The sequence below is a fragment of the Brevibacillus sp. MER 51 genome, assembly GCF_023714195.1.
GTDB lineage: Bacteria > Bacillota > Bacilli > Brevibacillales > Brevibacillaceae > Brevibacillus.
This window is the reverse complement of sequence record NZ_JAMAUS010000015.1, coordinates 87,640-114,231: the sequence shown is the minus strand read 5'-3', so window position 1 is coordinate 114,231 and position 26,592 is coordinate 87,640. Positions and strand designations below refer to the sequence as shown.

The window sequence follows — 26,592 nt, the reverse complement described above, 5'->3', positions numbered from 1 at the left end:
TAACCTCACCTTGTCAACGTGGTACATTTTGAGCGAAAAAGCAGAAACCGGCCCGTACAGACGCAGCTTCTGCTTTTCATTCCCTTACTCGCCTTTTTCTCCAAGAACACGCTCCCGAATAAAGCGGGCAACGCCTTCCTCATTATGGTGTGGGGCGATATATTTGGCTACCTGCTTGATTTCGTCAGAAGCGTTTTCCATCGCGACGGAATATCCTGCGCCCGTTAATGCTTCACGGTCATTTTCTGCATCGCCAAATGCCATTACTTTCTCTGGGGAGATTCCCCATTTTTCACAGAAGTATTGAAGCCCTTCCCATTTGGATACCCCTTGAGGAATCACTTCGACATTCTGCTTTCCGGATGAAGTGATGGTCACTTGCTCGCTCCAAGGCTGTAGCTGCGCTTTCACCCACTCCAGACGATCCGGGTCATAATGCCAGATGAAGAACTTGACGATCTCTACTTCCCCGGACTCTACTTTTTCCAACATCTCTGCCAAAGGCTCTATGCGAGCGAGCCTATAGTAAGGAAAATTCAAGATCGAGAATCCTTCCACAGACGCATCCTCACTCATGGTCGCTTCCAAACGTTCACGGTCTTCTTTGACCATCCAGCGATTGCTGTTGGTATCATGAAGCTCATAATAAATCGTTTCTTGCCTCAGTGCATGGATCGCACCGATTATCATCTCAGTAGGAAGGAGCGATCGACGGACCAGCGTACCATCTCCTTCGAAAATAGCCCCGCCATTGCTACAGACAAAGCCGTCAAAAGGAAAGGAATCGATCGGAATTTGAGCGGAGCCATACATCCTGCCCGTAGATAAAACGAGTTTGCAGCCTTGCTGTTGCAATTGGCGAAGTGCTTCTTTCGTGCCTTCTGTCAGCTTTGAATCGTGAGTCAGTAAGGTTCCATCCATGTCAAATGCAGCCATGCCTGGTGTAAGCAACATATCCAATCCCTCTCATTCGTTTTGGGTTTGCCTTTAAGTATGAGTCAACAAAGTGGAGGAGAAGAAAAAGCGTAGTTCTCTTCGACTCTGACACGCCAGCAAGGGGATTCACTGGCCATCTCCACTAAAAAAAGGGGACCGTCGAGCCAAAGCCACCCTACGGGAGGAAGTTTCTCAAGGAAGAAGTGTTCGACAAGCGTGGTCCCCTTTTTTAAGTTCCGACTGGGGTGGCCTGTCAAGGTCTACGAGCCCTGCGCTTTTTCTTCTCACTAGCTTTATCGGTTCATCGACACCTTTAAAACTTAGGAGCTAAATACCCACAATATTTATACTTTCCGATATTGCAAAAAAGGGCACCTGAGGCGCCCCTTATTGTTTCGGTTCTTCGTTTGTATCTTCTTGTGTATCTTCTTGCTTTGGTTCTTCTTTTACTTCTTCCAGCTTCGGTTGAATGTTCACGACCACATCTTTATTTGCATCTGGATCGTTATCCATTTTACCTGTTTCGATCAATTGCTTGATCTGCTCAGCATCGAGAGTCTCTACACGGAGCAGCGTGTTCGCAATCAGATCGAGCTGATCACGGTGCTTCGTCAGCAATTCTGTACACTTTGCGTAGCACTCGTTGATAATATTTTGCATTTCGAGATCGATCTCGTAGGCAATCTTATCAGAGTAGTTACGCTCATTGCCATAGTCGCGGCCCAGGAATACCTGTCCTTGACTCTTACCGAATTGCATCGGTCCGAGCTTGCTCATTCCGTATTCGGTAATCATGCTGCGAGCGATAGCAGTCGCGCGTTGGAAGTCATTATGCGCCCCGGTACTAATATCCCCGAGCACCAATTCTTCCGCAACACGTCCACCCAACAGGCCGACGATTTTGTCGAGCAGGTCTGATTTGGTAGCAAAGAAACGGTCTTCCTTCGGCAGCATCACGGTGTATCCGCCAGCTTGGCCGCGCGGAATGATTGTTACCTTATGTACCATTTCTGCATTTCTCAAGTGGTATCCGATGATCGTATGACCAGCTTCGTGGAAGGCAACCAGACGGCGTTCGTCTTCGCTCACTACGCGAGACTTCTTCGCTGGGCCCGCAATCACGCGGTCAATCGCTTCATCTACTTCGGTCATTGTGATTTGCTTTTTGTTTCTGCGGGCAGTCAAGAGAGCCGCTTCGTTCAGCAAGTTCTCCAAGTCTGCGCCCGTGAAGCCCGATGTACCACGAGCAATCACGTCCAGCTTCACGTCTTCGCCAATTGGCTTGTTGCGGGCATGAACCTTGAGCACCGCTTCACGGCCTTTGATATCAGGACGATCAACCGTAATTTGACGGTCAAAACGTCCCGGACGCAAGAGAGCCGGGTCGAGAATGTCAGGTCGGTTCGTAGCAGCGATCATGATGATCCCTTCGTTTCCACCAAAACCGTCCATCTCTACGAGCAACTGGTTGAGAGTTTGCTCGCGTTCGTCGTGACCGCCGCCGAGTCCAGCTCCGCGTTGACGACCCACGGCGTCAATCTCGTCAATAAAGATAATGCAAGGAGCATTTTTCTTAGCATTTTCAAACAGGTCACGTACGCGGGATGCACCCACCCCAACGAACATTTCCACGAAGTCAGAACCGGAGATACTAAAGAACGGCACACCAGCTTCGCCTGCAACAGCGCGCGCGAGCAAGGTTTTACCTGTACCCGGAGGACCTACGAGCAGTACCCCTTTTGGAATACGAGCGCCAACCGCATTGAACTTACGGTTGTCTTTCAGGAAATCAACGACTTCCTCCAGCTCAGCCTTTTCTTCGTCCGCTCCTGCCACGTCGTCGAAGGTAACGCGTTTCTTTTCTTCGTTGTAAAGCTTCGCGCGGCTTTTACCGAAGTTCATTACTCGGCTTCCGCCACCTTGGGCATTGTTCAGAAGAAAGAAAAACAGGATGAAGATGATGACAAAAGGAATGATCGAGGTCAAGAACGTGAGCCAAATGCTGTTGCCCTCCGCAGGATTGAACGCTACATTCTTCATCTTTTGTGCATCAATTTTCTCTTCGACTAGCTTTACAACATCTGAATCATACAAAGGAACATTGGTAAAAAATTTGTTGCTTTCCTGTCCCGGAATAGCTTTTGCCAACGTACCCTCAACCCTGTAAGTACCATTCTCTGGTCGAAGCGCCAACTCAGTGACGTTGTCAGCTTTTAGCTGTACCCGGAATTCCTGATATGTAAGTTTCCCAACCTTATCAGTACCGGAGAGGATGAAATTCACGATCCCGACCGTGACAAGAAAAATCAGTAGGTAGAACCCGGTATTACGAAAAAAGCGATTCATTCCTTACCTCCTCTCACGAACAGACACTTTTCACATTTTATCATAGAAAGTACGGTCTCCACAACAAACCTACTTCGTGTAGACCTCAGGCTTCAATACACCGATATACGGCAGATTACGGTAGTGCTCGGCATAGTCCAAGCCATATCCCACAACGAATTCGTCTGGAACATCGTAACCCTTGTAATCCGGTGAAATGTCCACCTTGCGACGCTCTGGTTTGTTCAAGAGAGTCACCACTTTTACAGAAGCGGCTTCCCGATGGCGCAACAGCTCTACCAAGCGGCTCAGCGTCAGTCCACTGTCCATGATGTCTTCTACAACCAGTACGTGTCTGCTTTGCACAGATGTATCGAGATCCTTCAAGATTTTCACCATGCCAGAGGACTCTGTTCCACTTCCGTAGCTGGAAACTGCCATGAAGTCCATTTCGCACGGAATGTTCATGTGACGGATCAGATCAGCCATGAAAATGACTGCGCCTTTCAGCACGCAGATGACCAATGGATTTTTATCCTTGTATTCTGCAGCCAGCGTCTCACCCAATTCTCGAACCTTTACCGCGATATCCTCTTCTGATAGCAAAATCTTCTCGATGTCTTGATTCATGAAAAAACCTCCCGCCAATCTTCTCCAAACTCTACCCGCACGTGTAGAAAACGCCTGGTCTGTCCATTGACAGGCGCTACGGCGGAACGGCGCACACCTGGTACCAAAATCACCTCATCGCCCGCCGTCAAAAGCGGAAGTTTGTCACGCCATGCTCGCGGAAATTTGGCATCGATTAATAAATCCTTGAGCTTCTTTCCATCTGCTGAGCCAAACAGGGTGATGCGGTCTCCAGGTTTTCGGTTACGCAAATACAGCGATCCTGGCAACTGATCGGCATCAAAGACCGCTTCATTCGCAGGGAGTCGCTCCCAATCCATGGGACCTTCCAGGTAAGTAATATGTACCGTGGCCTTGCTCTCGTCGATCCAGGTTACACCGGGAACGGCGAGCTCGTAACTATACGTATGTATGCGATCCTGTCGCTTTCTGCGACGAAAAGTGATTCGCCCGTACACCCGGTCCACTACCAGGTCATTTGGCAAATGCAATTCCGCAGAAGGGCGACTTCCCCCTAGCATGTGCAAAACGGTCTCCACATGTTGCGAAGACCATTCGGTATGTTTTGAGAGATAACTTAATATTAGAGTAATCATTCTCCTTTGTAAAGCAACGTCACAAGTTTGAAACTTGTCATTGTCCATCAAAAATGCTTCAGGTTTTTTCTCAATCGTTACCTCTTTCAGCTGCTCAATCGCCAGCCTCATTAAAAGCGCTTCGTCCTGCCGGATTGCCTCCGCGGTAGCCAAGATATGCTCCCGATATTTGTCATTCACTTTTTCCAATAAGGGCATGACATCCAGACGCAGCAGATTGCGCGTATATTTGCGCGATTGGTTGCTGCTATCCTCACGGGGGACGAGTTGATGTTCCCGACAGTAGCCTTCCAGTTCTTGACGCGTTTTATGCAAGAGCGGACGCACGAGCTCAATCGGGCAATCCGCAAGCATTCTCCGCTTCGGCATCCCTGTCAGTCCATGCAACCTGCTGCCTCGTACAAAACGAAAGAGAATCGTTTCCACCTGATCGTCAGCATGATGGGCCAATGCCAGCTTGGTCGCTCCTTGCGCCAGACCTACCTCTCGATACAGCCGATAGCGAATGTCCCGACTCGCCTCTTGCCCGCCCAGACCCGTTTTTTCCATATAAGCGGGGACGTCATACTCAAAGAGGTGGAAAGCCACGCCGAGTTCGCGGCACAGCTCTTCTGCATAGCGTGCGTCCTGCCTTGCTTCTTCCCCACGAAAGCCGTGATTCAAATGGACAGCATGCAGCTTCCAATGATACTGGTATTGTTTATTGAGAGAAGCCAATATATGCAACAGTGCGGTAGAATCGTTGCCACCGGATATCCCGACGACAACGGTCTCACCTGGAAGCAAAAGCCCCTCGGACTCAATCTCGTTGCGCACGCTTGCCAGCATAGCGGGCTCCTTTCCAAATCGTCAGAACCGAAATTCCAAATATAAGTCCAGAAGCAATCGCGCCGGCTACCATCAATGTTTTGGTCGCCTGGGTAATTCCTCCGACATAGTCGTTGTTTACAAAAGCAAGCATCGCTTTGTAAGCCAACGATCCCGGTACCAGTGGAATAATGCCCGCAACGCTAAAATTCGTAGAAGGAACTCGCAGTATAATAGATAAGAGCTGACTGAGCAAAGAGACAGCAGCAGCAGAAACAAACGTCGACAACAAGACCTCTGCACCGTAGATAGGAAGAATCGAGTAGACGAGAAAACCGACCACTCCGGCTAAACCACCCGCTACGATTGTTCGAACCGGCACATTAAACAGCACACACCACGCTACTGAAGAGGCGAAGCTAAGCGCCAATCCTTGTAACAACATCGTACTCACCTCGTAAACGAAAGAATAATGGCTGTGGCTACCGCTACGGAGACAGCTGTCAGCATGGCTTCTACTCCGCGTGAAACACCTGCAACCAAATCACCAGCCATCAAATCCCGAAGCGAGTTGGTGATGGCGATCCCCGGAAACAGTGGAAGCATCGCACCAATAATAATGATGCTTAAATGCAACTGCGGAAAGATCGTCACAGTCAACAACGCGAAAAGTCCTCCTAGTAAAGCGGCAGAGAACTCTGTAAAAAACTTCATCCGGACAAACTGTTCTAAATATTCCTGGCTCAGGTTCACAATCAGACCGGCTATCGCAGAAGGAATCAGACTGCCCCAATCTCCCCCTGCAAGCATAGAAAAGGAGCCGCTAGCCGTAGCGGCTGCCAGATGCTGCAACCATTTCGGATAGATCTGCTTTTTCTGATCGATCTCACGCAGCGTCCGATAGGCTTGCTCCAAATTAATTTTCCCACCGACAAACTGTCGGGAAACATCATTCACGAGCGTTATTTTATTGAGGTTAGTCGTACGTTTGGGGGTACGAACCATTCTTGTATGATCGAATCCACTGCAACGAAAGGACAGGATGATGCTCGTAGGCGTAGCCGAGCTGTTGACATCATCCATCCCCGCAGCCTTCGCAATCAATGCCATTGTCTCTTCCGTTCGGTAAGTCTCTCCACCGTTTTTCAAAATAATCGAGCCTGCCAACAAGCAAGTATCCATCACCAAATCTGAGGACACGAACCGTCACATCCTTCACATAAACCATGCGTAATACAAAGTGCCAGCCAATAGGAGCAACGAGGCGACAAAAAGACCGCTAATGCCCGCCCCTGCATTCCCTTTCGTCCGCGCTTTCTTTTGCGACTTTTGCGGTTTGGCGACCATGCTATCTCGCAAGACTGCCAACAGCTCCGCTCGCATTTCTTTCGCGGTCGCAAACTTGCCGTGAAACGCCTTCAATAAAGGCTCCCGGTAAGGGTACAGGCTGTCACTTTTTCGTATTATATCACAGAGTAATATCGTGTGACGTGGGTCACCAAGGCTGTTTTTCCACGTTTCTGCTCCAACCGTCAGACGCACCATCATCACGGCTGTCGAGAACAGGTCATAACTTACTTCAGCCCGTCTATCACCTGCGTGCCAAAAAGCTCGATCATACTCTTCTGTAAACTGCCGAACGGCGTTTCCCAGCTTGGTCACTCCACCAAAATCAATCAAGCGTACCTGCTTGTCCGTTTGGGTCACCATCACATTCTGCGGCTTCAAATCACCAAAAATATAGCCATGCTGGTGCAAAACATCCAGTCGCGCCAGCAATTGAACCATCATCACGGCCACCCAGTCCGTACCCTCTTGCTTGATATATTCATCCAATTGCAAGCCTTGAAGATACTCCATGGCATAAAACGTACAGGCCTTCCCGTTTACAACGAGATCGTCCACGTCGCACAGGAGCGGTCCCACTTTGGAATCCCGCCCCTGCTGTGTGCTTTTCAACACATTCACTTCCATTAAAATGTCTATGCCTTCCACACCGACCTTAACCGCGCGCTGTACGCCACCTTGGGATACCAAGTACACGGTCCCGTTTGCACCACGCCCCAGCTCCCGTAAGACATGGTACGATTTTTTGTTCCATTTGCCTGTAAAGTGCTTGGGCAGGTCGGGGGTGGCTGCCTTAAAAGACATGGTCACGCAGCATTCCGTTCGAATCGTCCTCTTCGTCTTGGTCGATGTAACGCTCTTGCAGTGAGCGTGGGAGCTTGTCCTGCTCAAACAGGGCAATTGCCTCAACGATGGCGGGGCCAGTAGGAGTAATTCCGCTCATCGCCAAATCACTCGTAATTTGATGGGCCTGCTCGACCTTTTCTGTCCACGGTATGCGGATATCGAGATGCTTTTGTTTCCCCGGAAATGAACCGACTGCCATTCTGCTATGGCCACTCCTCGAATGGAGACTGATACTGAAATCGTGAATCGCTTGCTGAACAGCCGACAGCTTTGGCTTCATACTTCCTGAGGTATCGACCAGCATCACGACGTTCAAGCTGCTTTTTTCACCCAACTCGTCAACCATTCCGGCAACCTGCACTCTTTTATCAGGTGCCAGCTCTTCTATTCCGGAATCGCCCAAAATCTCTTTTAATTCTTTATTAACCACTTGATGAATGGTGCGCGTCATTGCTTTTCGCGTCAGCATTTGTACCGTTTGTGCAAGCTGTTGGGGATATACGATGTCGCAGAGTCCACCACCTGCTTCCGCAATATCCCTGATTTCCTTCTCCCCTTTCTCACCCAGCTCACTCTTGTCGATTACGCCAATCACATTGACCGTAATCCCTTGCTCTCTTGCCAGTGCCGCCGCAGCAACGGGACTCATCCCCGAGTTGGAGCAGCCGTCTGTCACTACCAGTATTTGACGAAGTGTCGCTTCTTTCACAATAATCTCCCCATTCGATCTGTTTTGTCAGTCCCAGCTCCGTGTTGCGAACGTTCATCCACTTCACTTCGCAGGATATTTTTAGCAACAGTATCGACGGGTAATGGAGAAAACATACTCCTAACTCACAATCCGTGGACGCTCGAGCTTCTCCATGCCATGTACCGCGATGGCAGCCCACTGTGGTACAAAGCGGTCAATTCGCGCCACCAGCACGGTCATGTCATCAACAATTTGTCCAGAATGCTGGCGAATGACTTTTTCCAATAGTAAATCAGCGACCTCCTGTGGATCATTCGTCTCCAGTTCGCTGATGATTCGCTTCATCCACGCTTGCCTGTTTTCAATATGTCGCGGCGCCTCATAAATGCCGTCGGACATCATGACGAGCAAATCACCCGGCTTGAGCATACGAGATACAACATCCACCTCGATTTCTTCCAAAATCCCTACTGGCAGGTTGTTGGCGGTGATCGTGATGACATCTTTATTTCTTTTGACAAAGCTCGGGGTGGAACCGATTTTTACAAAACGGGTATGAGCGGTTTGCAAATCGATCAATGCCAAGTCCACCGTCGCGAACATTTCCTCCTTGGAGCGCAGGGCGAGCACGGAGTTAACGGTTTTGATTGAAATTTTTTCGTCCATACCAGAACGCAGAAGCTGCTGGAGCATATCGAGGGCGGATTGACTCTCTATGGATGCCCGCTCGCCATTCCCCATTCCATCGCTGATCGCCAGCGCCATTTTTCCATTCCCCAAATCCATTGTCCGGAAGCTGTCACCGGATAATAGCTTGCCGTCTTTGGCTGCCCCTGCGACCCCGATATCGATTTCATACGTTTTGGCGGAAGCAAGGCACATTGTGCATGAACCGTCTTTTTGTGCTTCACAATGCCTCTCGCGTACCACAATGTTTTCGCCCAATATCTCCGTGAGCATCGGAGCCACGATTTTCGCGCATTCATCACGGCCATAGCAAGTCGGCTGACTGATTTCGATATCGACCTTCCCTTCTTCCAAGCTGTGTATTTCTACGCGGCGTACCGACAGACCCAAGCCCTCCAATGCTTGTGAGACCTGCTTTTCCTGAAAGCTCAGCTCCATTCCCTCTCGCTGTATTTCCCGGGCAAAATCACTCATGACCCGAGAGACTCCCGATAGCTGGTCAGCTACGAGCATTCGGCTTTCCTTTACCTGCTTTTTCAATTGGTCAAACGACTGCTGGCGATCGTATTCCTGCTCCATCACAGTCATGACCTTTTCGGTTTTGACACACTTGCGCTCCCAGTCACGCGGCGGTGTAACGCCGGCCAAGGTACCGTTCTCGTACACTTTTTCCATTAAAAAGCGCATTCCCTCATAGGTCGATTGTGTATCTTTTTCCCAGCATTGTTCTTTTTTCCAGCATTTTTGGCAGGTGAATTCAGATACACGGCTGAGAAAGGCGTCGGCCTGTTCTTCTATTTCTTCAGGATCGGCTGTCTGGGCAAAGCTATGGGAGAGTTGCGTAAACAAATCGGAGAATTGCTGGATTTTGCCCGCGGTCACATCACGAACTCTGCGCATGTATTCTTGATGGGATTGTAGATTCTCGGGAGTCCCGGGGATAAATCGGGCTACTTTTTTCCAAAGAGCAGCAGGGGTCAGAATGAAGAGAACAATCGCCAGAGAAGTTTCGATCAAGGAGTAGTAGAGTGTCTCTTCTGCTCCACCGTAAATCGCAAGGATAGCCGTACCAATCAACAAGCCTGCAGATACGCCCACTTTGCCGCCTTCCTTCAACAAGCCAGCAAGAAGACCTGAAAAGGCAAGCAGATTGATTTGTAAAAGAGCACTCACATTAGCCAGACTGAGGATGAGACCTGTGACCACGCCAACAGCCGCACCAATCGTGCCACCACCGACAAAAGCAAAGATGAGCAGCAAATAGCGTGAGAGTACATGCTCCATCGAAATGCCTTCGACCATCCAATCCACGGTACCCGTCATCAAGGAGGCCAGTAAAATCACTAGCGAAACGATCTCTTCATTTTTGAGAGGCTCATAAGGCTTCGCCAAATGAATGATCGATAAGGACTGGATGAAGATAAGCGTCAGTACAAAGCCAAGAATCGCTTCTACTGCTACCATCACGAGCTCGTAGGTCGTTACCTGATTGGTCAGAACCGCATACAACAGACGGCTGATGAAAATCGTCCCGACAACCAGCAAGGGCGTCCGTGAAAAATCTTTCTTACGCATTTTATTCATCAGCTTGCAGGCAAACAGAGCAAGTATCACGCTCAAGGCGGTTTCCAGTCCAACAGGCACCGACTGGGTAAAAGCACCGATAATAAGAGCCATCCCTGTGACAAGCAAACAATCTCGACGAATATAAAACATGACAATGAAATACGGTATAGCAAAGGGGGTTAGCTCCTCCACGATCAGAGCTCGTCCTAATAAGAAGCCCATAAGGATGGGGAGAACATTCCACTTCTCTATGAAGTCTGCTACTTTTTCTCCCCACGTCTGGGCAGTGGTACCCATTCGATCGGACACTTGCCGCGTCCAAGCCTGTCCGGCTTGTGTTACGTTTTTGTTCGCAATCATTTCGCTCCACCCCGTTCTTGGTCAATGTGTTTCTCCATTATACGGAGGGGGCATTGTAAAATTTGTCAAAAATCCAACGTACATTCACAGAATCGTGCGACAAATTCAGTAACGAAAATGGACAAAAAAAACCGACGTTATGGCGGATAACGTCGGCTGACAGGTGATTCGCGCTTTGCGAAACGGGCTTAGGATACTTTATTCGGCAAGACTTTGAAATGACCTTCCTGTTTTTACAGTCAAAATGCGCTTTTCACGAAGAAAGAAAAGTCATAATTTTCCGAATCACATAGACCGACCGCGGCCCTTTTTCTCTACGCTTTTCTTCAAAGCCTTCCCTTCGCTCCCGCTGATTGCGGGGTGGCCGTTCCTTTTCCATTGTTTTTTTGATAGAAAGCCCGATCTTGCCCTCACGGAGGCTGAGGACTTTTACCTTTACCGTATCTCCTATTTTTAAAAATTGATGGATGTCCCGGACATAGACGTCAGCAATTTCACTAATATGCACCAGTCCGGCACATCGCCTGGCAGCTGAACAAACGCTCCGAATTTCGTAATACCCGTGATTTTTCCTTCCAGTATGCTCCCGACCTCGATCTCCATGACGCGGAATGCCTCCCTCTCGTTGAAGATCAGATGTATACTCAATCCGGAATGATATAGATGGTTTCGCCTTGCTTGGTAAACAAAATTCGCTTACGTACCAGCTCTGCCAAGTACTCCTGATCGTTTAGCCGGCTTGCTTCATAGGTCAGATCGTCTTGCTTTTGCTGCAAGACCGCTGATTCTTGCTTCAAGACTTCCAGCTCTGCCTCCTTCTTGGACAACTCGCCACTTTGCAAAAACAAGGTATAGCTAGTCCAGACGAAAAAGCACAGGATCACAAAGAAAAAAAGACGCATTCGCCTTCTTTGCCCTTTTCGGTTAATGGAAGAGGTTCTTGCTTCCTTCATCAGTACGCCACCTCGAATCTACTCCCGCTTTTTCTTTGAGTGAAACCAATTCTTCCAATTGGTCCAAAATCCTGTTGTTTTTCCATACATTTTTTTCCCCAAATGTTGACCCCATCTGGCAAAAGGAGAGGTGACAAAACGCGTCACTTTCCACAAAAAGCCGAGGATCGCGAGCAACACGGAATACAAAAATGTCAGCACCATGATGATCACCCGGAAAAGAAAGAGCACAGGACGTACTAGCAGGATGTCTATAATTTTTACGACCGTACGGTAAAACCACTGACAGAATTTTATCACGCGGTGCAAGAAAAGGATATACTTCTTACTACCTATTAAGAAATACAACCACGCGCCAAATATCATTCCAAAAAATATCGGAAACCGAATAATCCCGTCGTTCACTTTCACCAAAATCAAGAAGACAGCGCCCATACTGCCCACCCAAAAAAGGATGTCAAAGAAAAAGACCAACCAGAGTGGCAGCCTGGCCTTGCCCTTAAATACATGGTACGTATCGAATCCCATACCCATCAGGGCACCACACATCGACATGGCCAATACCGTCTGCAACTGAATGGCGATGTTCACTTGAATAACTTGCCGAAGAATCCTCTCGACCGATCGCCAGCCTGCCCTTGCTCCAGATAGGCCATCTCGTGAACAAGCCCCTCGATCGCTACTTCTCCGGTTTCCAGACTCAGATTTTTCATATGCAGGTTTTGGCCTCGTATGGTTAAAAAGCCGCCGTCCGTCTCCAAGAGGAATTCTTCGCTGTCAAAGCTTTCGACGTTTTTTACTCCCGAAATCGCTAAGCTGCGACGATTAATCATCACGACTTCATGACGTGGCCGTCTCGTGTGATCGTTCATAATTACTCCCTCCTCACGTACCCTTCTTGTACTATCGTATGGGGAGGGATGTCCTCTTAGAACACAAACGGTCAAAGCCGTTTTTGTTGACCGCAAGCTATCGCATTAACTCTAATGAAAAACATCGAGATGTTTTTCACAAAAGAAACCCCGTACGTATACGGGGCTTTTGCCAAACTTCTATTTACTTGTAAACGGTGTAGTTCCCGTTCACATAGATGATTTTGTAACCGGTACGCTCCGTGATGGTTTTTAGAGGCAGGGTAGGAACGTTGTTTTTCAGCTGAACCGCTGCAGGTAGTGTTACATTTTTGCCATTGACGGTCGCTACGTTTGAACCGACCTTGAATTGCATGACTGTATTGCCGCTCACAACTTTTGCAGTTGTTTTGGTGTAGCTGATTGAAAATCCGAGGGCATCACGGAAAAACGTAGTTGGCATTAGCGTGTTGCCATTTACGGTATACGGTGCCACTGCGAGTCCGGTTGTTTTACCAGCCTTTGTAAAGGAAGCGACGCTCTGCTTGAAGCTCACCCCATTCAGCGACACAATGGTCGCCGGACGGGAGAATAGCAGTCCTCTCTCCTCGGAGTTGTAGACGCCAATGCTGTACACACCTGGAGTAGCCGGATTCACAATGCCAGCTGTCTCGGCGATATTGACCTGAGCTGCTGTTTTTGCCGGAATATCCTGGGCAGGAATAATAATCAGATTTTGTCCGCGTACACCAACAAAGCTAGCGGCCACACCGTTTACCGTTACTGTGTTCGCTGGCAAGTAGGCTGGAACACGGAATCCAACTGGGAGTACGACCTCAATGAAGCCCTGATTGCGAACAATCGGAGCACCCATTGCTTTGATGCCGATTGAAATACCAGCAGGAGTAGAGGCAGTCGCTCTCGTCAGCCCAACTGTTGCCAATGTATTATCCACCGCGACTGGTGGAGTCACTCCGGAAACTTGAAATTCCTTCGACTTATAGGTCTTGTTGTCGACTTTAGCCGTCACGGTATACGTTCCCGCTGTTCTCGGAGTGGTCAAGTAGCCTTCGAATGCAAACTTGATGCTCGCGCGATTCGTACTAGTGAATCCGTAAGGTGTGCGGAAATAAACCTTATTCCCCAACACGCTTACATTCGTCACTTGAGCACCGTTTACGGTGACGTTGTTGCTGGTAAGAATCGGCGGCACGGATACCCCACTCGGGAATTCGACCTCGATTTCTACGTTCGACCCCAGCTTGGAGGAAAGATCCATATCAAACGTATAGCTCGTACGCGCCCCCGCTGAACTGTCCGACAAAGAAACGGTGAATGGCGTATTGCTTGTGTTTGTAATCTCTACATCTTTTGACTTGTATTCCTTGCTGTCATATTCAACTTCATACGAATAGTACTTGTCTGGCTTCGACGGGTTTACAATCCCCGCAGAAGAGGTAAACTCCAGCTTTATGTAGCTATCTCCGTCTGCACCACTCGGAATCTCAATTCGAATCGAGTCGCTGTCGAGAATCGAGACGTAATCCGGTTTGTACCCGTTTACCTTCACATCAGATTTGCTGATGCTCTTTGGCAGCATGTCCTTGGAGGGGAAATTGACATAAATGTATTTGCCCTCTTTCAGCTTGCTTTTCGAGGAGAGATTAAATTTTCCGAGCGTTAAGGAGATGGTGTCCTCGGCATTTTTACTGCTATGGGAAGCCTCGAAGTCACCCTTGCTGCTGCTACTGCTGCTAGATGAAGATTTGCCGATTGTTATCTTGTCGCCCTTGTAGCTGGTTTCCGAACTTGTTTTTACTTCGATTTCGTAGCTGCCCTTGTCTTCCGGGTTGGTGATATTATCAATGGTCAGTGTAAGTACGGTACCTTTTTTGATCTTCTCATCGACTTCGATCTCGACCACATTCTTGCTTACATATACGCTGTCGATCGAAATTTCGTCATCGTCATCATCTTCTAATGTGACGTCCGATTTTTTCAATTTTTTGTCGACCGAATATTCGGATGGGAATCTAACGAAAATACTGTCTCCCGATGATAGGTCCTTATTGATTTCAAACTCAATCGTATATTCTGTTTCCTCGTCCGCACGTGTACTGTCTGCAGAAACATCCTCGATAGAGAGAGCATAAGCCGCTTTTGGCTCGAGCATCAATGGACTTGCCAGTACCGCAGTGGCCAGCAGCACTGAGATCCCTTTGTTTACGCTTTTGTTCAACGGTAACGCCTCCTTCTCTAAAGTTCCCTACTATGATAGGAAATGTTCGGCAGGAAAGGGTTACAGACTGGTAACGAATGATTTTCTTCACGCAAAAGAAGCTGCCCGATGACACAGGCAGCTTCTTCTTTTGAAATGTCTACTGGTTCGACAGGCTCTCCAGGATGGCATCGCCTCTCTCGCCAATTTTCACGATAGCGTATTTGGCATTCCGCTCTACTTCAAGTCCGGTTCCTTCTGGGACAAAATAGCTTTCTATGCCGTATTCCACTCGATCGCCACCGATTGTGCTTCCATTGATGATCACATCCGCTGGCTGAGGATCGTAAGCCCGATTCCATCGACCATTAAGCTCATAAAAGCCACTGTAGCTGTGCAAGCCATTTGCTTGTTGACGGAGTACGACTCGAATCTTATCCCCTGAGTCAACCTGTACATGGTCCAATGTAGATATGGTGTAGCCAAGTCTGACGTAATCACCTTGGAGCAACGAACGCGGATCGATTGGGACTAGCTCCAGCTTCACTGTTTTTCCGTTGGCCAGTATTGTCTCACTGCTCCATACTTGATAGCCAATCAAAGCAAATTGCAGCAAAATGACAGGAACCAACACAAGCGCTTTTTTCACGAAAAGGGGAGGCCTGCTTTTCGGCCACTCGATTTTTGCCCTTCGATCCCACCACAGAGTAGCGATAAAAAATACCAGGCTGAGCAGAAGCAGGCTCAGTGACTTGTGCAGCAAGCTCCATAGCATGTCGTAGTACTTCATGAGGAGAAAGGCAAACCAGAAACCGAGCACGATTCCGAATCTCACCTTATTTTGCTGATGCAATGTCCGGTACAGCAAATACGTACTGACTGCGAAAAAAGCCAAATTCACGACTACATCCATAGAGCCCGATTGAAACCCTTCCTCTGTCAGGATCAAAAGCGAGAGTAAGGCGTACACCAACGAGCTGTTTTGCAAAACAACCGGCAATTGCTTTACGTAATACATCGCCAGCTGCGCAACAAAGATGATCAAGAGTACATATTCAAAGGACGGCAGGTACTCATTCAGCTTCGTAGCCAGGACGACTAAAAAAGTCAGCTGTGTCAAAAGCCGCGCCGGAATGGCAGAGACAGCTTTCCACACGTATAACAGTACCAACAGGAAAACGATCCAGTACGCTCCTTCTAAAAACAGAACAGAACCGACACCCAATATATAACCCATTGTGAGCAACGTATATCGTACCGTTGCATTCATCCGGCTCATAAACACTACAGGACCAATAAAGCCAATTAATGAAAGGAAAAACTGCAAATCAATTACCGTTTCTTCTTCAATGAGCAGAAAAAGCAGACCTGCTATCGATATAGCTCCAATGGATGCGGCGATAGTAGTGACGAGAACCGTGAATGCCTCTTGAAAAAACACAACCCATTTGCTTTTTTGATGCGCTGATTCCTTGCGCAGCCAATTAATCCCTGCAACTGCTCCCCAAACAAGGAGTACAGTCAGCAGCAGCATCAAAACAAAGAAGCTTTCTGAGAAATACTTCACCATGTAGGATATGAAATTAACGAGCACAAACAGCGAGAGTAGCGAGGCCGTCACAATCAGAAGCCCGCGACTCGGCACCCATTTTAAAAACGTAACAAACAGAATCCCGCCCGTCAGGACATATAACAGCTCAGGGAGCGGACCATACACTTCGGTGAAGGATGAACTGAAAAGACTGACGGAAAACGTCAGAAACGATAAGTAGTAAATCGGCTTGGAATGCAATTTCCCCGTAGAGGTTAACCAGAACAGGACCATATTTCCCAACGCAATTAACCAAAACATCATGAACCACCACTCGTCTTCACGCGCTACATGAATGACGGAAGGATGGAGAAAGAAGTAAATCGCCAAATGAGCAAGGACATAGCTGATGACATAGAATGGCTGATAGCGCGTGAAAATCGCGAACAGCAAATTCGGTATGAGCCATACGACGAACAGCATATAGCTGTCGGCATGTGAATTGTATATTTGCCCCAACAAAGCCACACTGATACCAAAAGCCAAGCCTCCAGCCACCAGAAGCCAATTGCTCAAAAACGAATGTCGTTTGATGAAACGCAGTCCATAGGATAATAAATAAAAAAGAACGAGGATTGCCACACTGACGCCAATCTTTTGCTCCCTGACCATGAGTGGCCAGTTCGAAGCAAAAAAGTACAGGATAGATGATAACAGAAGCGAAATGGACAAAAAGTAACCCGTTCGAACTCCGTTTTGTTGCATGCAGCTCACATCCCTTCGGAAATGCCTTAGGTACTCTCATTATATCCTCCGATTGGAAAAAAGCCTAAAAAAAGACTGCCATCCCGGCAGTCTCTTTTCGCGTACATATTACCCTTTGAGGTAGGCGTCCTCTTCTTTTTCGTCACGCGGAACGGGAACTTCGCCAATAACGGTATACAGCGAAGCTGCTTCTTCCTTGCGCGGGTTTTCTTTGATGTCCTCTACTTTTACCGACACGATTTTTTGTCCGAAACGGATCGCCAGCTTGTCGCCGATTTTCACGTTACTGGACGCCTTTGCAGGGCGATCATTGATTTCCACACGCTGTTTGTCACACACTTCTTTGGCGAGTGTGCGTCGCTTGATCAGTCGAGACACTTTCAAATATTTATCGAGTCTCATGTTTGGCTTCCTCCCACCATTTGTCCATCTCTTGCAGGTCCGTCTGCTCAAAGGTACGGCCCGCCTCTTGCAGCTTGCCTTCAATATAGGAAAAGCGCTTCTTGAACTTGTTGTTGGTCAATGCGAGGGCTTCCTCCGGATCTAGCCCGAGGAAGCGCGCCAGATTGACTACCGCAAATAGCAAATCTCCCAACTCGCCAGCGCGTTCTTCCTCTGATGCTTCTTGCAGCTCGCGGTACTCCTCTTCTACCTTTTTGTACACGTCTGCAATATCGTCCCAGTCAAAGCCGACTTGGGCTGCTTTTTTCTGCAGCTTGTACGCGTACATCAGCGCTGGCAAGTCACGCGGTATTCCCGCCAGCTGTGATTGAACCGTTACATCGATGCCTTTTGCTGCCTTTTCCTGTGCTTTGATCTCCTGCCAATTCGCCAGCGCTTCCTCGGAATCATTCGCGCTCTTTTCCCCGAATACGTGTGGGTGGCGGCGAACTAGCTTTTCATTCAACGTTGCGACAACATCATCTACCGAAAAATATCCATCTTCGGCTGCCATCTGTGAATGCAGCATGATTTGCATCAACAAATCACCCAGCTCCTCACACATCGCATCTGGATCATTGTCGTCGATCGTCTCCAATACCTCGTACGTCTCTTCAATCAAGTTTTTGCGGATGCTTTGATGTGTTTGCTCGCGATCCCACGGGCATCCATCCGGACTGCGCAGGATCGCCACGATCTCCTTCAAGTAGGAGAATTGGCGGTACGACACCTTCTCGTCCTTCGTCGGCGGTACATACACCAGGGACAAATTCCCGAAATGATCGAGTCTGTCCAGTTCATACAACGGCACTGTCTCAATGATTTCTTGCCCCGCTACCCCTACGGCTGTCGCTACCGTCACCTCGTAGTCGTCCGGCAGCACTTCCATCAAGGTCAGCTTCACATCAGAGGCCACAAACGCATCGTACACTTGCGCAATAATCGTATGCAGACCCGGTGATACTTGATGAGCAGCGAGCGCGGTCCCATCCAGCAAAGAGAATCCCTCGATCGGGTCGATATGTAGGCGGGCAAACAACGGATCAATAAAGCTCTGTCCACCGCCAATTTGGATTTCTACACCACGGTTTGGTCCCTCTGCCAACAATAGCTGCACAGTACGTTCCGCCACCAAAGGATGACCTGGCACGGCATAGACAAGACTGCCTGCTTCGTTTACCCGTGAAAAAAGCCGTTCTACAATATCGGTGTACACATCGGAAAACGTATCGTGCTGCTCATATACATCGTCAAAGGACTCAATCGTGATGCCTTCTGCGATCAACTCGGCTACGACCGGATGCTCTTTCGTGCGCAAATACAGCTGTTCGGCAGCTTTGAGCGTACGATAGATGCCATAAGGGAGCTGGTCCAAATCTCCGGCACCAAGACCGACTACGGTAATGGTCTTATTCTTCATTTCCACTTGTCACGCCTCCTTTTCGTTCATTCTCGCTTTCTCCGCCGGGAGTAGCTTGTATTTCGTTAACAGCGAAGCAATTCGCTTTCCTTTTGGCAAAAATTGAATATCGTTTCTCGTGAGTCCGCCTGTTTTCAAAAGCGCCAGCAAATAGACCAATGCTCCTGAACCGACAGCAATCAAGCCTACCAGCGTATAGAACAAGCGATTTGAAAGTCCGGCACTACCGAGCACTGTATTAGCGAGCCACTCCACAATCAGCACGACAATCGACATCACCACGACAGACACGAATGGCCTTTTCACCGTTTGGCGGAATCCGATGTGTGCTCCCGTGTATTTGATTACCGCTAGAACGTTTAGTCCCATGGCGACTAAATAAGCTAAAACGGTGGACACTGCTGCACCAGAGATACCCCAGAACGGGACGAGCGCGAGATTGAGGATGAGCTTTACCAGTACACCAATAAACAGGTTGCGGGCAGGTCGCATTACACGTCCCAAGCCTTGTAAAATACCCGCGCTGGCAATACTCACCGTAGCGAAAAGAATCGTGAAGGACTGTACAGCGAGGGCCTCAGTACCGTTGCTGTCTCCATAGAGCATGACGTTGATCGGCTCCGCCAACAGAGCAAGTCCAAAGGAGGCAGGCAATCCCAACAGGAAGGTCAGTCGAATCGCGACTTCGGAACGGTGAGAGATCAATTGATGCTGACGCTGGGCAACAGCTTCACTGATCGCAGGCACTAATGCCAGCGACAAGGACGTGGCGAAGAATGTACCAAACTGAATGAGTGGCTGACCACGGTCAAATGCACCTTTCAAAAGCTTGGCCAAATCCTCCGGGGTCCCGCTCCATTGCAACATATTGACGACGGTCATCGAGTCTACAAGCGGAACAAGCGGCAGAACCAATGCGCCCATACAAATCGGAACGGCATAGGTCAAGAGATGACGCAGTATTTGACGATTGGTCCATGGTTTCGCTGCCGATTGCTGAACTTGACCGACGGACAGCTGCCCCATCTTTTTGTCCGCTCTCCAATACCAAAGCAAGACGAGAATAGCAGCAATGGCACCTGGAAAAGCAGCAAAAACGGCACCTGTACCAGCCAGGTAAGGGTCCTGATACACATTCATCGCCCAGAATGCAGCAACCAGAATGAAAATTACGCGAATGAACTGCTCAGCGACCTGAGAGACACCAGTCGGCATCATATTTTGATGCCCTTGAAAATAGCCGCGCAAGATCGCAACCATCGGCACCAATGGCAGTGACCAAGCCACTGCTCGGAGCGGGGTAATCAAATGCTCATCACCCATCATACTGGCAATAATAGGTGCCCCTCCATATAACAGTAAGAAGAAAAAGATCCCGAGAACGACCAGCGATATACTGGCTACTCGAAACGCCCTGCGCGCCCCGATCGCATCTCCGACAGCGACGCGCTCTGAGACGATCTTGGAGATGGCAATGGGGAAACCCGCCGTCGCTAGAATCAACAACGCGGTGTACAGCGGGTATACTTGCATATATACGTACAAGCCGATATCTCCGGCAATGTTTTGGTATGGGATGCGGTATACAGCGCCTAAAAGCTTGGAGACAAGACCGGCAATTCCAAGTATCGCCGCGCCTTTCACAAATTGAACGGAAGCCTTTTCTTGAGCCATGTGCGTGAAATTTCTCCTCTCCAACCTAAAACTTCGTTCATTATACCACAAGGCCATAGGCACAAGAAAAACAGCCCCGGGGTACGAGGCTGTTTTTGCTGAGCTATCCTACTGCTCCATCTGCTTTGCCAGGAAACCGGCCGCTGTTTCCGACATTTTGATCTCCAAATCACTCATCTTGGTTGACTCGTTTTTGTTGAGGAGGATAACGGACCCGATTGGATCTCCTCCTGCTACAATCGGTGCAACGACGAACGAACCATAAGTCTCGTTCATGTCACGACAAATTTCATAAGAGCCTGTGTTTTTCTCCAGTCGGGTTTTTCTTTCTTCCAAGCATTTCTCGACAATGCTGCCAATTGCTTTCTCCAAGTATTCCTTTTTGGAGGCACCTGCCACTGCAATGACAGTATCCCTGTCTGAAATCAGTACGGTATGATTCATGCTTTCATACAAAGAGTCGGCGTATTCTTTTGCAAAATCACCCAACTCTCCAATCGGTGAATACTTTTTGAGAATGACTTCTCCGTCACGATCCACAAAAATCTCAAGCGGGTCGCCCTCACGAATGCGCAGTGTACGACGAATCTCCTTAGGAATCACGACCCGACCGAGGTCGTCAATTCGACGAACGATACCAGTTGCTTTCATGTCTTGTTGCCTCGCTTTCCCTGAGAAGTGGGTAGTGAATAGATGGTGGTTGGTTAGTTGTATTTTTTCCTCAAATTCTAATTTTAACTATGGGTGATGGTATCAATTTTTGCCAGTTACTTCAATTACTCTCCCCCGGGTGGTAGCGAGTGATAATAGTATTTGCCCACATTTGAAGAATATGCGAGAAAACGAAAAAACAGGGAAACGAATTCCCTGTTTTTCTGTGGACCTCTTATTTCTTTGCCGGAGCATCATTTTTGGACTGCGGGATGTTGAATTTCGTAATGAGCTTGTCCAGCTCGTTCTTGCCGAAAGTATCGTACGCTTTCTCCAAAGAACTTGCGCGGAGCTGTTCTTTCATCTCATCAAAGGTCTTTTCTTTGCGATTCTCGACCTTAATAATATGGTAACCAAAATTAGTTTTTACTGGCGGGCCAACTTCACCGACTTTTTGTGTCAGGGATGCTTCTTTAAATTCTGGCACCCATTGCGTTACATCCGCATTTTCGTATAAGCCCCCAGACTGCTTGCTGCCTGGGTCATCTGTGAATTCTGTTGCCAGCTTCGCGAAGTCTTCACCCTTTTTCAGGCGAGCTTCCAAGTCGTTGGAGATTTTCAACGCCTCTTCTGGTGTGCGCTTTTCGGTAGAGATCAGAATGTGGCGAACAGAAGCAACTGTACGGGAAGCTTTGTCCATTTGATCATAGGTTTGCTTCAGCGTAGCATCGTCGATATTCTTTTTCATTACATTGATGGACTGGTTGATCAGGTCCATCTGATTGACGATCATATCCTTGGTTACGCCTTGGCCCTCCATGAGCTTGGTGAACTGAGCTTCATCCTTGCCCAAAAAGCCCATGTACTGCGTTTTGATTTTCTCGAAAGTTTTCTCAGCGAGTTCTTTGGACTCTTTTTTCATGGCATCGTCGGAACGGCTAGCCAAAACCTTGGTAGCTGTATACTCACGAGCAAAAGCCTTCAGTGAGTTGCTATCAGCCATTTCAATCATGGTACCTTGTTGTGGGTTCATGAAGTTAATGACACGCAGGAACTCTTCGAACTCTTTTCCTGTTACAGTTCCTCCTTGATACTCCACAACGACCGCTTTCTGGTCTGCTGCGTAAGGCAGAGTGAGTTTAGGGAATTGTACCAAAGGATCGTTAGCAGCTTGATTGCTGCCATCTGTCTGATTCGCTGGAGTTTTTGTTTCTTGTTTCGCTTCTTCTGCTTTTCCGCCGCAACCAGACATGAGTGCCACGACCAGAACAGCCGAAGATAGAATCGCTACAGAACGTTTCATAAATAAGGTTCTCCCTTCCCGGGCAAGCCCATTTTGTCAGTTATGACACAGGACTCTCCGTACCGGTGTCTCTTCGCACCTGGTGAAATTGACGCAGCAGCTTTTCAACCAACTGCACGCCCTCATCTTCCTTTAACCCCTTTACTTTAACAGCAATCGTGATCTGTTGTCCACCCGACAGCCCTACCCTCTTGCTCCAGTTACTGGTAAGCGCAAACAGCGCTCCACCATCGATGTTGTTGTTCTGGCTAGGGTGCAGGACCAATTTAATCTCGTCCGGATTCTTTTGGCTAATTTCGGTGATGTGGTGCTTTAAGGCATACACACGCAAACGGGAAATGGTCAGCAGATTATCAACTGGCTTCGGAACTGGTCCAAAACGGTCTAGCAGCTCTTCTGCCAAATCGTCGACGTCTTCTAATGTAGACACCGCGACAAACTTTTTGTACATCTCGATTTTTTGTCGGCTGTCCGTAATGTACATCGACGGAATATAGGCATCCAGTTGCAGATTGATCTCCACAGGTGTGACAATTTCTTGTTTGACTTCGCCCTTCAGCTCATCAATGGCTTCTTTCAGCATCTGGCTGTACAAGTCGAATCCGACCGTATTAATAAAACCATGCTGCTCCGCGCCCAGCAAATTACCCGCTCCACGAATGGACAAGTCTCGCATCGCGATCTTGAAACCAGAGCCGAGCTCGGTAAATTCCTTGATGGCTTGCAGACGTTTTTCCGCTACCTCTGTCAGCACCTTGTCCCGTTGATACGTAAAGTAAGCGTACGCAATTCGATTGGAACGACCTACACGTCCACGCAGCTGATACAGCTGGGACAAGCCCATTTTGTCTGCATTGTAAATAATCAGCGTATTGACGTTCGGGATGTCCACCCCGGTCTCAATGATAGTCGTGCTGACCAACACGTCAAAATTCCCTTCCAAAAAGTCGAGAATGACGCCTTCCAGCTCGCTTTCGTTCATCTGTCCATGCGCTACAGCGATGCGCGCGTCAGGAACAAGCATAGAAATCTGCTCCGCCATCTGTTCGATTCCCTGTACTTGGTTGTAGAGGAAGAACACTTGCCCATCACGAGCCATCTCGCGCTCAATCGCTTCGCGAACCAAAGCAGGGCTGTAATCCATCACATACGTCTGTACCGGAAAACGATTTTCTGGCGGCGTTTCAATGACAGACAAATCACGCACACCGAGCATCGACATGTGCAAGGTACGTGGAATCGGCGTAGCGGTCAGAGTCATGACATCCACATTCGTTTTGATTTGCTTCAGCTTTTCCTTGTGACTCACACCGAAGCGCTGCTCCTCGTCTACGATTAACAGACCAAGCTCGCGGAATGTCAGGTCTTTGGAAAGCAGACGGTGCGTACCGATGACAACATCGACAGTGCCTTCCTTCAGTCCTTTTAGTGTGGCGTTCTGCTCTTTGCGCGAACGGAATCGACTCAATACCTCCACGCGGATCGGATACTCCGCAAAACGCTCACGGAACGTCTCGTAATGCTGTTGCGCCAGAATTGTAGTTGGAACCAAAACGGCTACCTGTTTTCCGTCCATCACAGCCTTGAAGGCAGCACGAATCGCAACCTCTGTCTTCCCGTAACCCACGTCTCCACAAACGAGGCGATCCATCGGGCGTTTGCGCTCCATGTCCGCTTTCACTTCCGAAATCGCGCGGAGCTGGTCTTGTGTTTCCTGATACGGGAACATCGCCTCAAATTCACGCTGCTCTGCCGTATCGGGAGAGAATGTATGACCGACAGCCGATTCGCGGGCTGCATACAGTTTGATCAAATCTTCGGCGATATCCTTTACAGACGACTGGACTTTGTTTTTGACGCGTTTCCATTCGCTGCCGCCCAAGCTGTAGATCTTCGGCTGTGCCTCTTCGCTCGCCACGTACTTCTGCACATGGTCGATTTGATCAATCGGAACAAACAGACTGTCTCCTGCTGCGTATTGAATATGAAGGTAATCTTTATGAATTCCGAGAATTTCTTTGGTTTCAATTCCAAGGTATTTTCCAATCCCGTGATTCACGTGCACGACGAAATCACCGGGCTTTAGTTCGAGGTAGTTTTTGATACGCTCCGCGTTGTTCATCGTCTGCTGAACTTTGCGCGCCTTGCGCTGTTTCGCGGTAAATACTTCACCTTCCGTAATAACAACCAGCTTGTTTAGCGGCAGCTCAAAACCTGTCTGGAGGTTTCCTAAAATGATCGTAGGACGCCCTGGAGGCACCGTTTCCACTGCTTCTGTTAAAACATCGGCTTCCATTTCGTAGTCATGCAGGACACGCTCCAGTCGCTTCGCACGCTCCAAATCAGCTGCGACAAAGACGATCTGATCCTGAGACTTCTTCCAACGGGCCAGCTCTGTTTTCAGCACGTTCATCTGTCCGTGGAAGTTTTGCATGGTACGGCAAGTCAAATTTACGATGTTTTGCGGCTGAGTCTTCGGTGATTGCCTCAGAAACAGGGATAGGTAAACAATCTGGCGCTTTTTGGTCGACACGATCTCGTCATACGTACGCGACAGGCTGAGATTGGACATATATTCGCCCTGGACGATGCGTCCTGTCAGCCATTCCCCTTCTTCTTTTTGCAGTTGCGCTGCCGTATCCAACACGCGAGAAGGCTCATCAACGATCAGCAAGGTATCGGAAGGCATATAGGACAATAATGTATCGCCAGTCGGGTAAATGACAGAGATGTACGAATACAGCTGTGCAAAACGCTGTCCCTGCTTCATTCTCTCTGCATCAGAGCCGATTCGCTCCATGACTTTTTCCTTGGCAGCCCCATCCTTCAAATTAGCAAGGGTTTCTCCCAGCTTTTGTTCTAGGCGAACAGCCGATTCCTGCAATAACGGAGTCGAAGCAATCATTTCTTTCGCCGGACCAAGAACATACGTCTGGACGGATTCCAATGAACGTTGAGAGAGCATGTCAAATGTACGGATCGAGTCGATCTCCACATCAAAAAGCTCAATCCGTACCGGCCACTCTGAATCGATCGGATACAAGTCGATAATTCCACCGCGAATACTCATTTCTCCCTTGCGCTCGACCATGTCCACTCGCTCATAGCCAAGCTCAATACATCGGAGCAAAAAGGATTCGATATCAAGCTCATCACCGACGGACAACTGAATCTGTGCTTCCTTCCATACCTGCGGAGGAACGACCAAACGACGCAAGCCAGCAAAAGGTGCAACCAAAAAACCCGTAAAGCCTTTGGCCAGACGGTTGAATACATGAATTCGCTGCGCCAGCATTTCAGGGCTGGCAATGGCAAGCTCAGAGCCAATCAGCTCATTACCGGGATAAAGCAACACCTGATCAGAGGGAACCAACTCGATCAAATCTTCGTATACTTTTTGTGCTTGGTACATGTTATGCGTCACTACGCAGACCGGACGATCTGACATTTGTTGCAATGACGCCATCAATACTTGTCGCGCGGAACCAGCCAAGCCAGAGACAAGCTGCTCATGTAGCCCCTTCTCCAAACCAGCCACGATTGTCCCGACGTTCGTGTCCTGTTTCATCGGGTTAATGATGACTTGCATTCACTAATCCCCTCTCTAATTCTTCTGTCAACTAAAATCAGAGCTTCGCTTACGTTCACAACAACCGCAGGTCAGCCATGCGAAAAGAAGCCTTAGCTCCCCAAGCTAAGGCCTTGTCAGTGCAAGCCTTCCTAATGCGTATCCACTTATTGAAGTGGGTTTCCGACTAGCGAAAGCTCTGGATGCTGAATCAGCGCTTCACGGCAATAGTCGCACGTGATGCTGACGACCGTATCTCCACTTTGTTCTCTCGATATTATAAGAGCACGTTCCTCCGGGGTCAAGGAATCAAACCCGAGCTGCGCTTCCGTTACTTGCGATTCGTCAAATTCTGCAATCTTCATGCCGCAGCAGCGACATGTATAGCGTATGCTCATGCACATACCACCCCCATACTGTTCCTAT

The 26,592-nt window shown here is 48.7% G+C and carries 21 protein-coding genes and 1 pseudogene; all 22 read right to left on the bottom strand.

Annotated features, from left to right (window positions below):
- Positions 1–84: 84 nt before the first annotated feature.
- The gene (locus M3630_RS25490; RefSeq protein WP_251253942.1) at positions 85–954 is read right to left on the bottom strand and encodes an HAD family hydrolase; all 870 of its coding nucleotides are present in this window, start codon (positions 952–954) and stop codon (positions 85–87) included.
- Between the two features lie 369 nt (positions 955–1,323).
- Positions 1,324–3,282, bottom strand: coding sequence for an ATP-dependent zinc metalloprotease FtsH (gene ftsH / locus M3630_RS25485; protein ID WP_173612081.1), 1,959 nt, complete (start codon positions 3,280–3,282; stop codon positions 1,324–1,326).
- A gap of 69 nt (positions 3,283–3,351) precedes the next feature.
- Positions 3,352–3,891, bottom strand: a complete 540-nt coding sequence (gene hpt, locus M3630_RS25480; RefSeq protein WP_221868239.1) for a hypoxanthine phosphoribosyltransferase — start codon at positions 3,889–3,891, stop codon at positions 3,352–3,354.
- The gene (gene tilS / locus M3630_RS25475; protein WP_251253941.1) at positions 3,888–5,315 is read right to left on the bottom strand and encodes a tRNA lysidine(34) synthetase TilS; all 1,428 of its coding nucleotides are present in this window, start codon (positions 5,313–5,315) and stop codon (positions 3,888–3,890) included. Before tilS ends, hpt begins: the two co-directional genes overlap by 4 nt.
- Complete coding sequence (locus M3630_RS25470; RefSeq protein WP_232774386.1) at positions 5,287–5,739, bottom strand: threonine/serine exporter family protein; 453 nt, start codon at positions 5,737–5,739, stop codon at positions 5,287–5,289. The genes tilS and M3630_RS25470 overlap by 29 nt, the downstream gene beginning before the upstream one ends.
- A gap of 5 nt (positions 5,740–5,744) precedes the next feature.
- Entirely contained in the window at positions 5,745–6,494 is a 750-nt protein-coding gene (locus tag M3630_RS25465) for a threonine/serine exporter family protein (protein WP_251253940.1), read from the bottom strand.
- A gap of 15 nt (positions 6,495–6,509) precedes the next feature.
- Complete coding sequence (locus tag M3630_RS25460) at positions 6,510–7,445, bottom strand: serine/threonine protein kinase (RefSeq protein WP_251253939.1); 936 nt, start codon at positions 7,443–7,445, stop codon at positions 6,510–6,512.
- On the bottom strand, positions 7,435–8,196 hold the full coding sequence (locus M3630_RS25455; RefSeq protein WP_088910207.1) for a vWA domain-containing protein: 762 nt from the start codon (positions 8,194–8,196) through the stop codon (positions 7,435–7,437). Before M3630_RS25455 ends, M3630_RS25460 begins: the two co-directional genes overlap by 11 nt.
- A 120-nt stretch (positions 8,197–8,316) precedes the next feature.
- Positions 8,317–10,791: a stage II sporulation protein E gene (spoIIE, locus tag M3630_RS25450; RefSeq protein ID WP_173612087.1), complete on the bottom strand. Its 2,475-nt coding sequence runs from the start codon at positions 10,789–10,791 to the stop codon at positions 8,317–8,319.
- A gap of 253 nt (positions 10,792–11,044) precedes the next feature.
- A pseudogene (locus M3630_RS25445) lies at positions 11,045–11,394 on the bottom strand (S1 RNA-binding domain-containing protein).
- 41 nt (positions 11,395–11,435) lie between these two features.
- Positions 11,436–11,744: an FtsB family cell division protein gene (locus M3630_RS25440; RefSeq protein WP_251253938.1), complete on the bottom strand. Its 309-nt coding sequence runs from the start codon at positions 11,742–11,744 to the stop codon at positions 11,436–11,438.
- 18 nt (positions 11,745–11,762) lie between these two features.
- On the bottom strand, positions 11,763–12,335 hold the full coding sequence (yabQ, locus tag M3630_RS25435; protein ID WP_173612089.1) for a spore cortex biosynthesis protein YabQ: 573 nt from the start codon (positions 12,333–12,335) through the stop codon (positions 11,763–11,765).
- Positions 12,332–12,616: a sporulation protein YabP gene (gene yabP / locus M3630_RS25430; protein ID WP_007726414.1), complete on the bottom strand. Its 285-nt coding sequence runs from the start codon at positions 12,614–12,616 to the stop codon at positions 12,332–12,334. The genes yabQ and yabP overlap by 4 nt, the downstream gene beginning before the upstream one ends.
- A 184-nt stretch (positions 12,617–12,800) precedes the next feature.
- A complete protein-coding gene (locus M3630_RS25425; protein ID WP_173612090.1) occupies positions 12,801–14,834 on the bottom strand; it encodes a copper amine oxidase N-terminal domain-containing protein in 2,034 nt (677 codons plus the stop codon).
- A gap of 139 nt (positions 14,835–14,973) precedes the next feature.
- Positions 14,974–17,109, bottom strand: a complete 2,136-nt coding sequence (locus M3630_RS25420; RefSeq protein ID WP_251253937.1) for a GDYXXLXY domain-containing protein — start codon at positions 17,107–17,109, stop codon at positions 14,974–14,976.
- Between the two features lie 108 nt (positions 17,110–17,217).
- Complete coding sequence (locus M3630_RS25415; RefSeq protein ID WP_012683879.1) at positions 17,218–17,511, bottom strand: RNA-binding S4 domain-containing protein; 294 nt, start codon at positions 17,509–17,511, stop codon at positions 17,218–17,220.
- Entirely contained in the window at positions 17,498–18,970 is a 1,473-nt protein-coding gene (gene yabN / locus M3630_RS25410) for a bifunctional methyltransferase/pyrophosphohydrolase YabN (protein WP_251253950.1), read from the bottom strand. The genes M3630_RS25415 and yabN overlap by 14 nt, the downstream gene beginning before the upstream one ends.
- Positions 18,971–18,979: 9 nt before the next feature.
- Positions 18,980–20,644, bottom strand: a complete 1,665-nt coding sequence (locus M3630_RS25405; RefSeq protein WP_173612092.1) for a putative polysaccharide biosynthesis protein — start codon at positions 20,642–20,644, stop codon at positions 18,980–18,982.
- Between the two features lie 108 nt (positions 20,645–20,752).
- The gene (gene spoVT / locus M3630_RS25400; protein WP_251253936.1) at positions 20,753–21,295 is read right to left on the bottom strand and encodes a stage V sporulation protein T; all 543 of its coding nucleotides are present in this window, start codon (positions 21,293–21,295) and stop codon (positions 20,753–20,755) included.
- Positions 21,296–21,530: 235 nt separating this feature from the next.
- A complete protein-coding gene (locus M3630_RS25395; protein ID WP_221868234.1) occupies positions 21,531–22,598 on the bottom strand; it encodes a peptidylprolyl isomerase in 1,068 nt (355 codons plus the stop codon).
- A gap of 40 nt (positions 22,599–22,638) precedes the next feature.
- A complete protein-coding gene (gene mfd, locus M3630_RS25390; protein WP_251253935.1) occupies positions 22,639–26,187 on the bottom strand; it encodes a transcription-repair coupling factor in 3,549 nt (1,182 codons plus the stop codon).
- A 146-nt stretch (positions 26,188–26,333) separates the two neighbouring features.
- Positions 26,334–26,564 carry an anti-sigma-F factor Fin gene (locus M3630_RS25385; protein ID WP_007726431.1) on the bottom strand — a complete coding sequence of 77 codons (231 nt, stop codon included), beginning with the start codon at positions 26,562–26,564 and terminating at the stop codon, positions 26,334–26,336.
- Between the last annotated feature and the right edge of the window lie 28 nt (positions 26,565–26,592).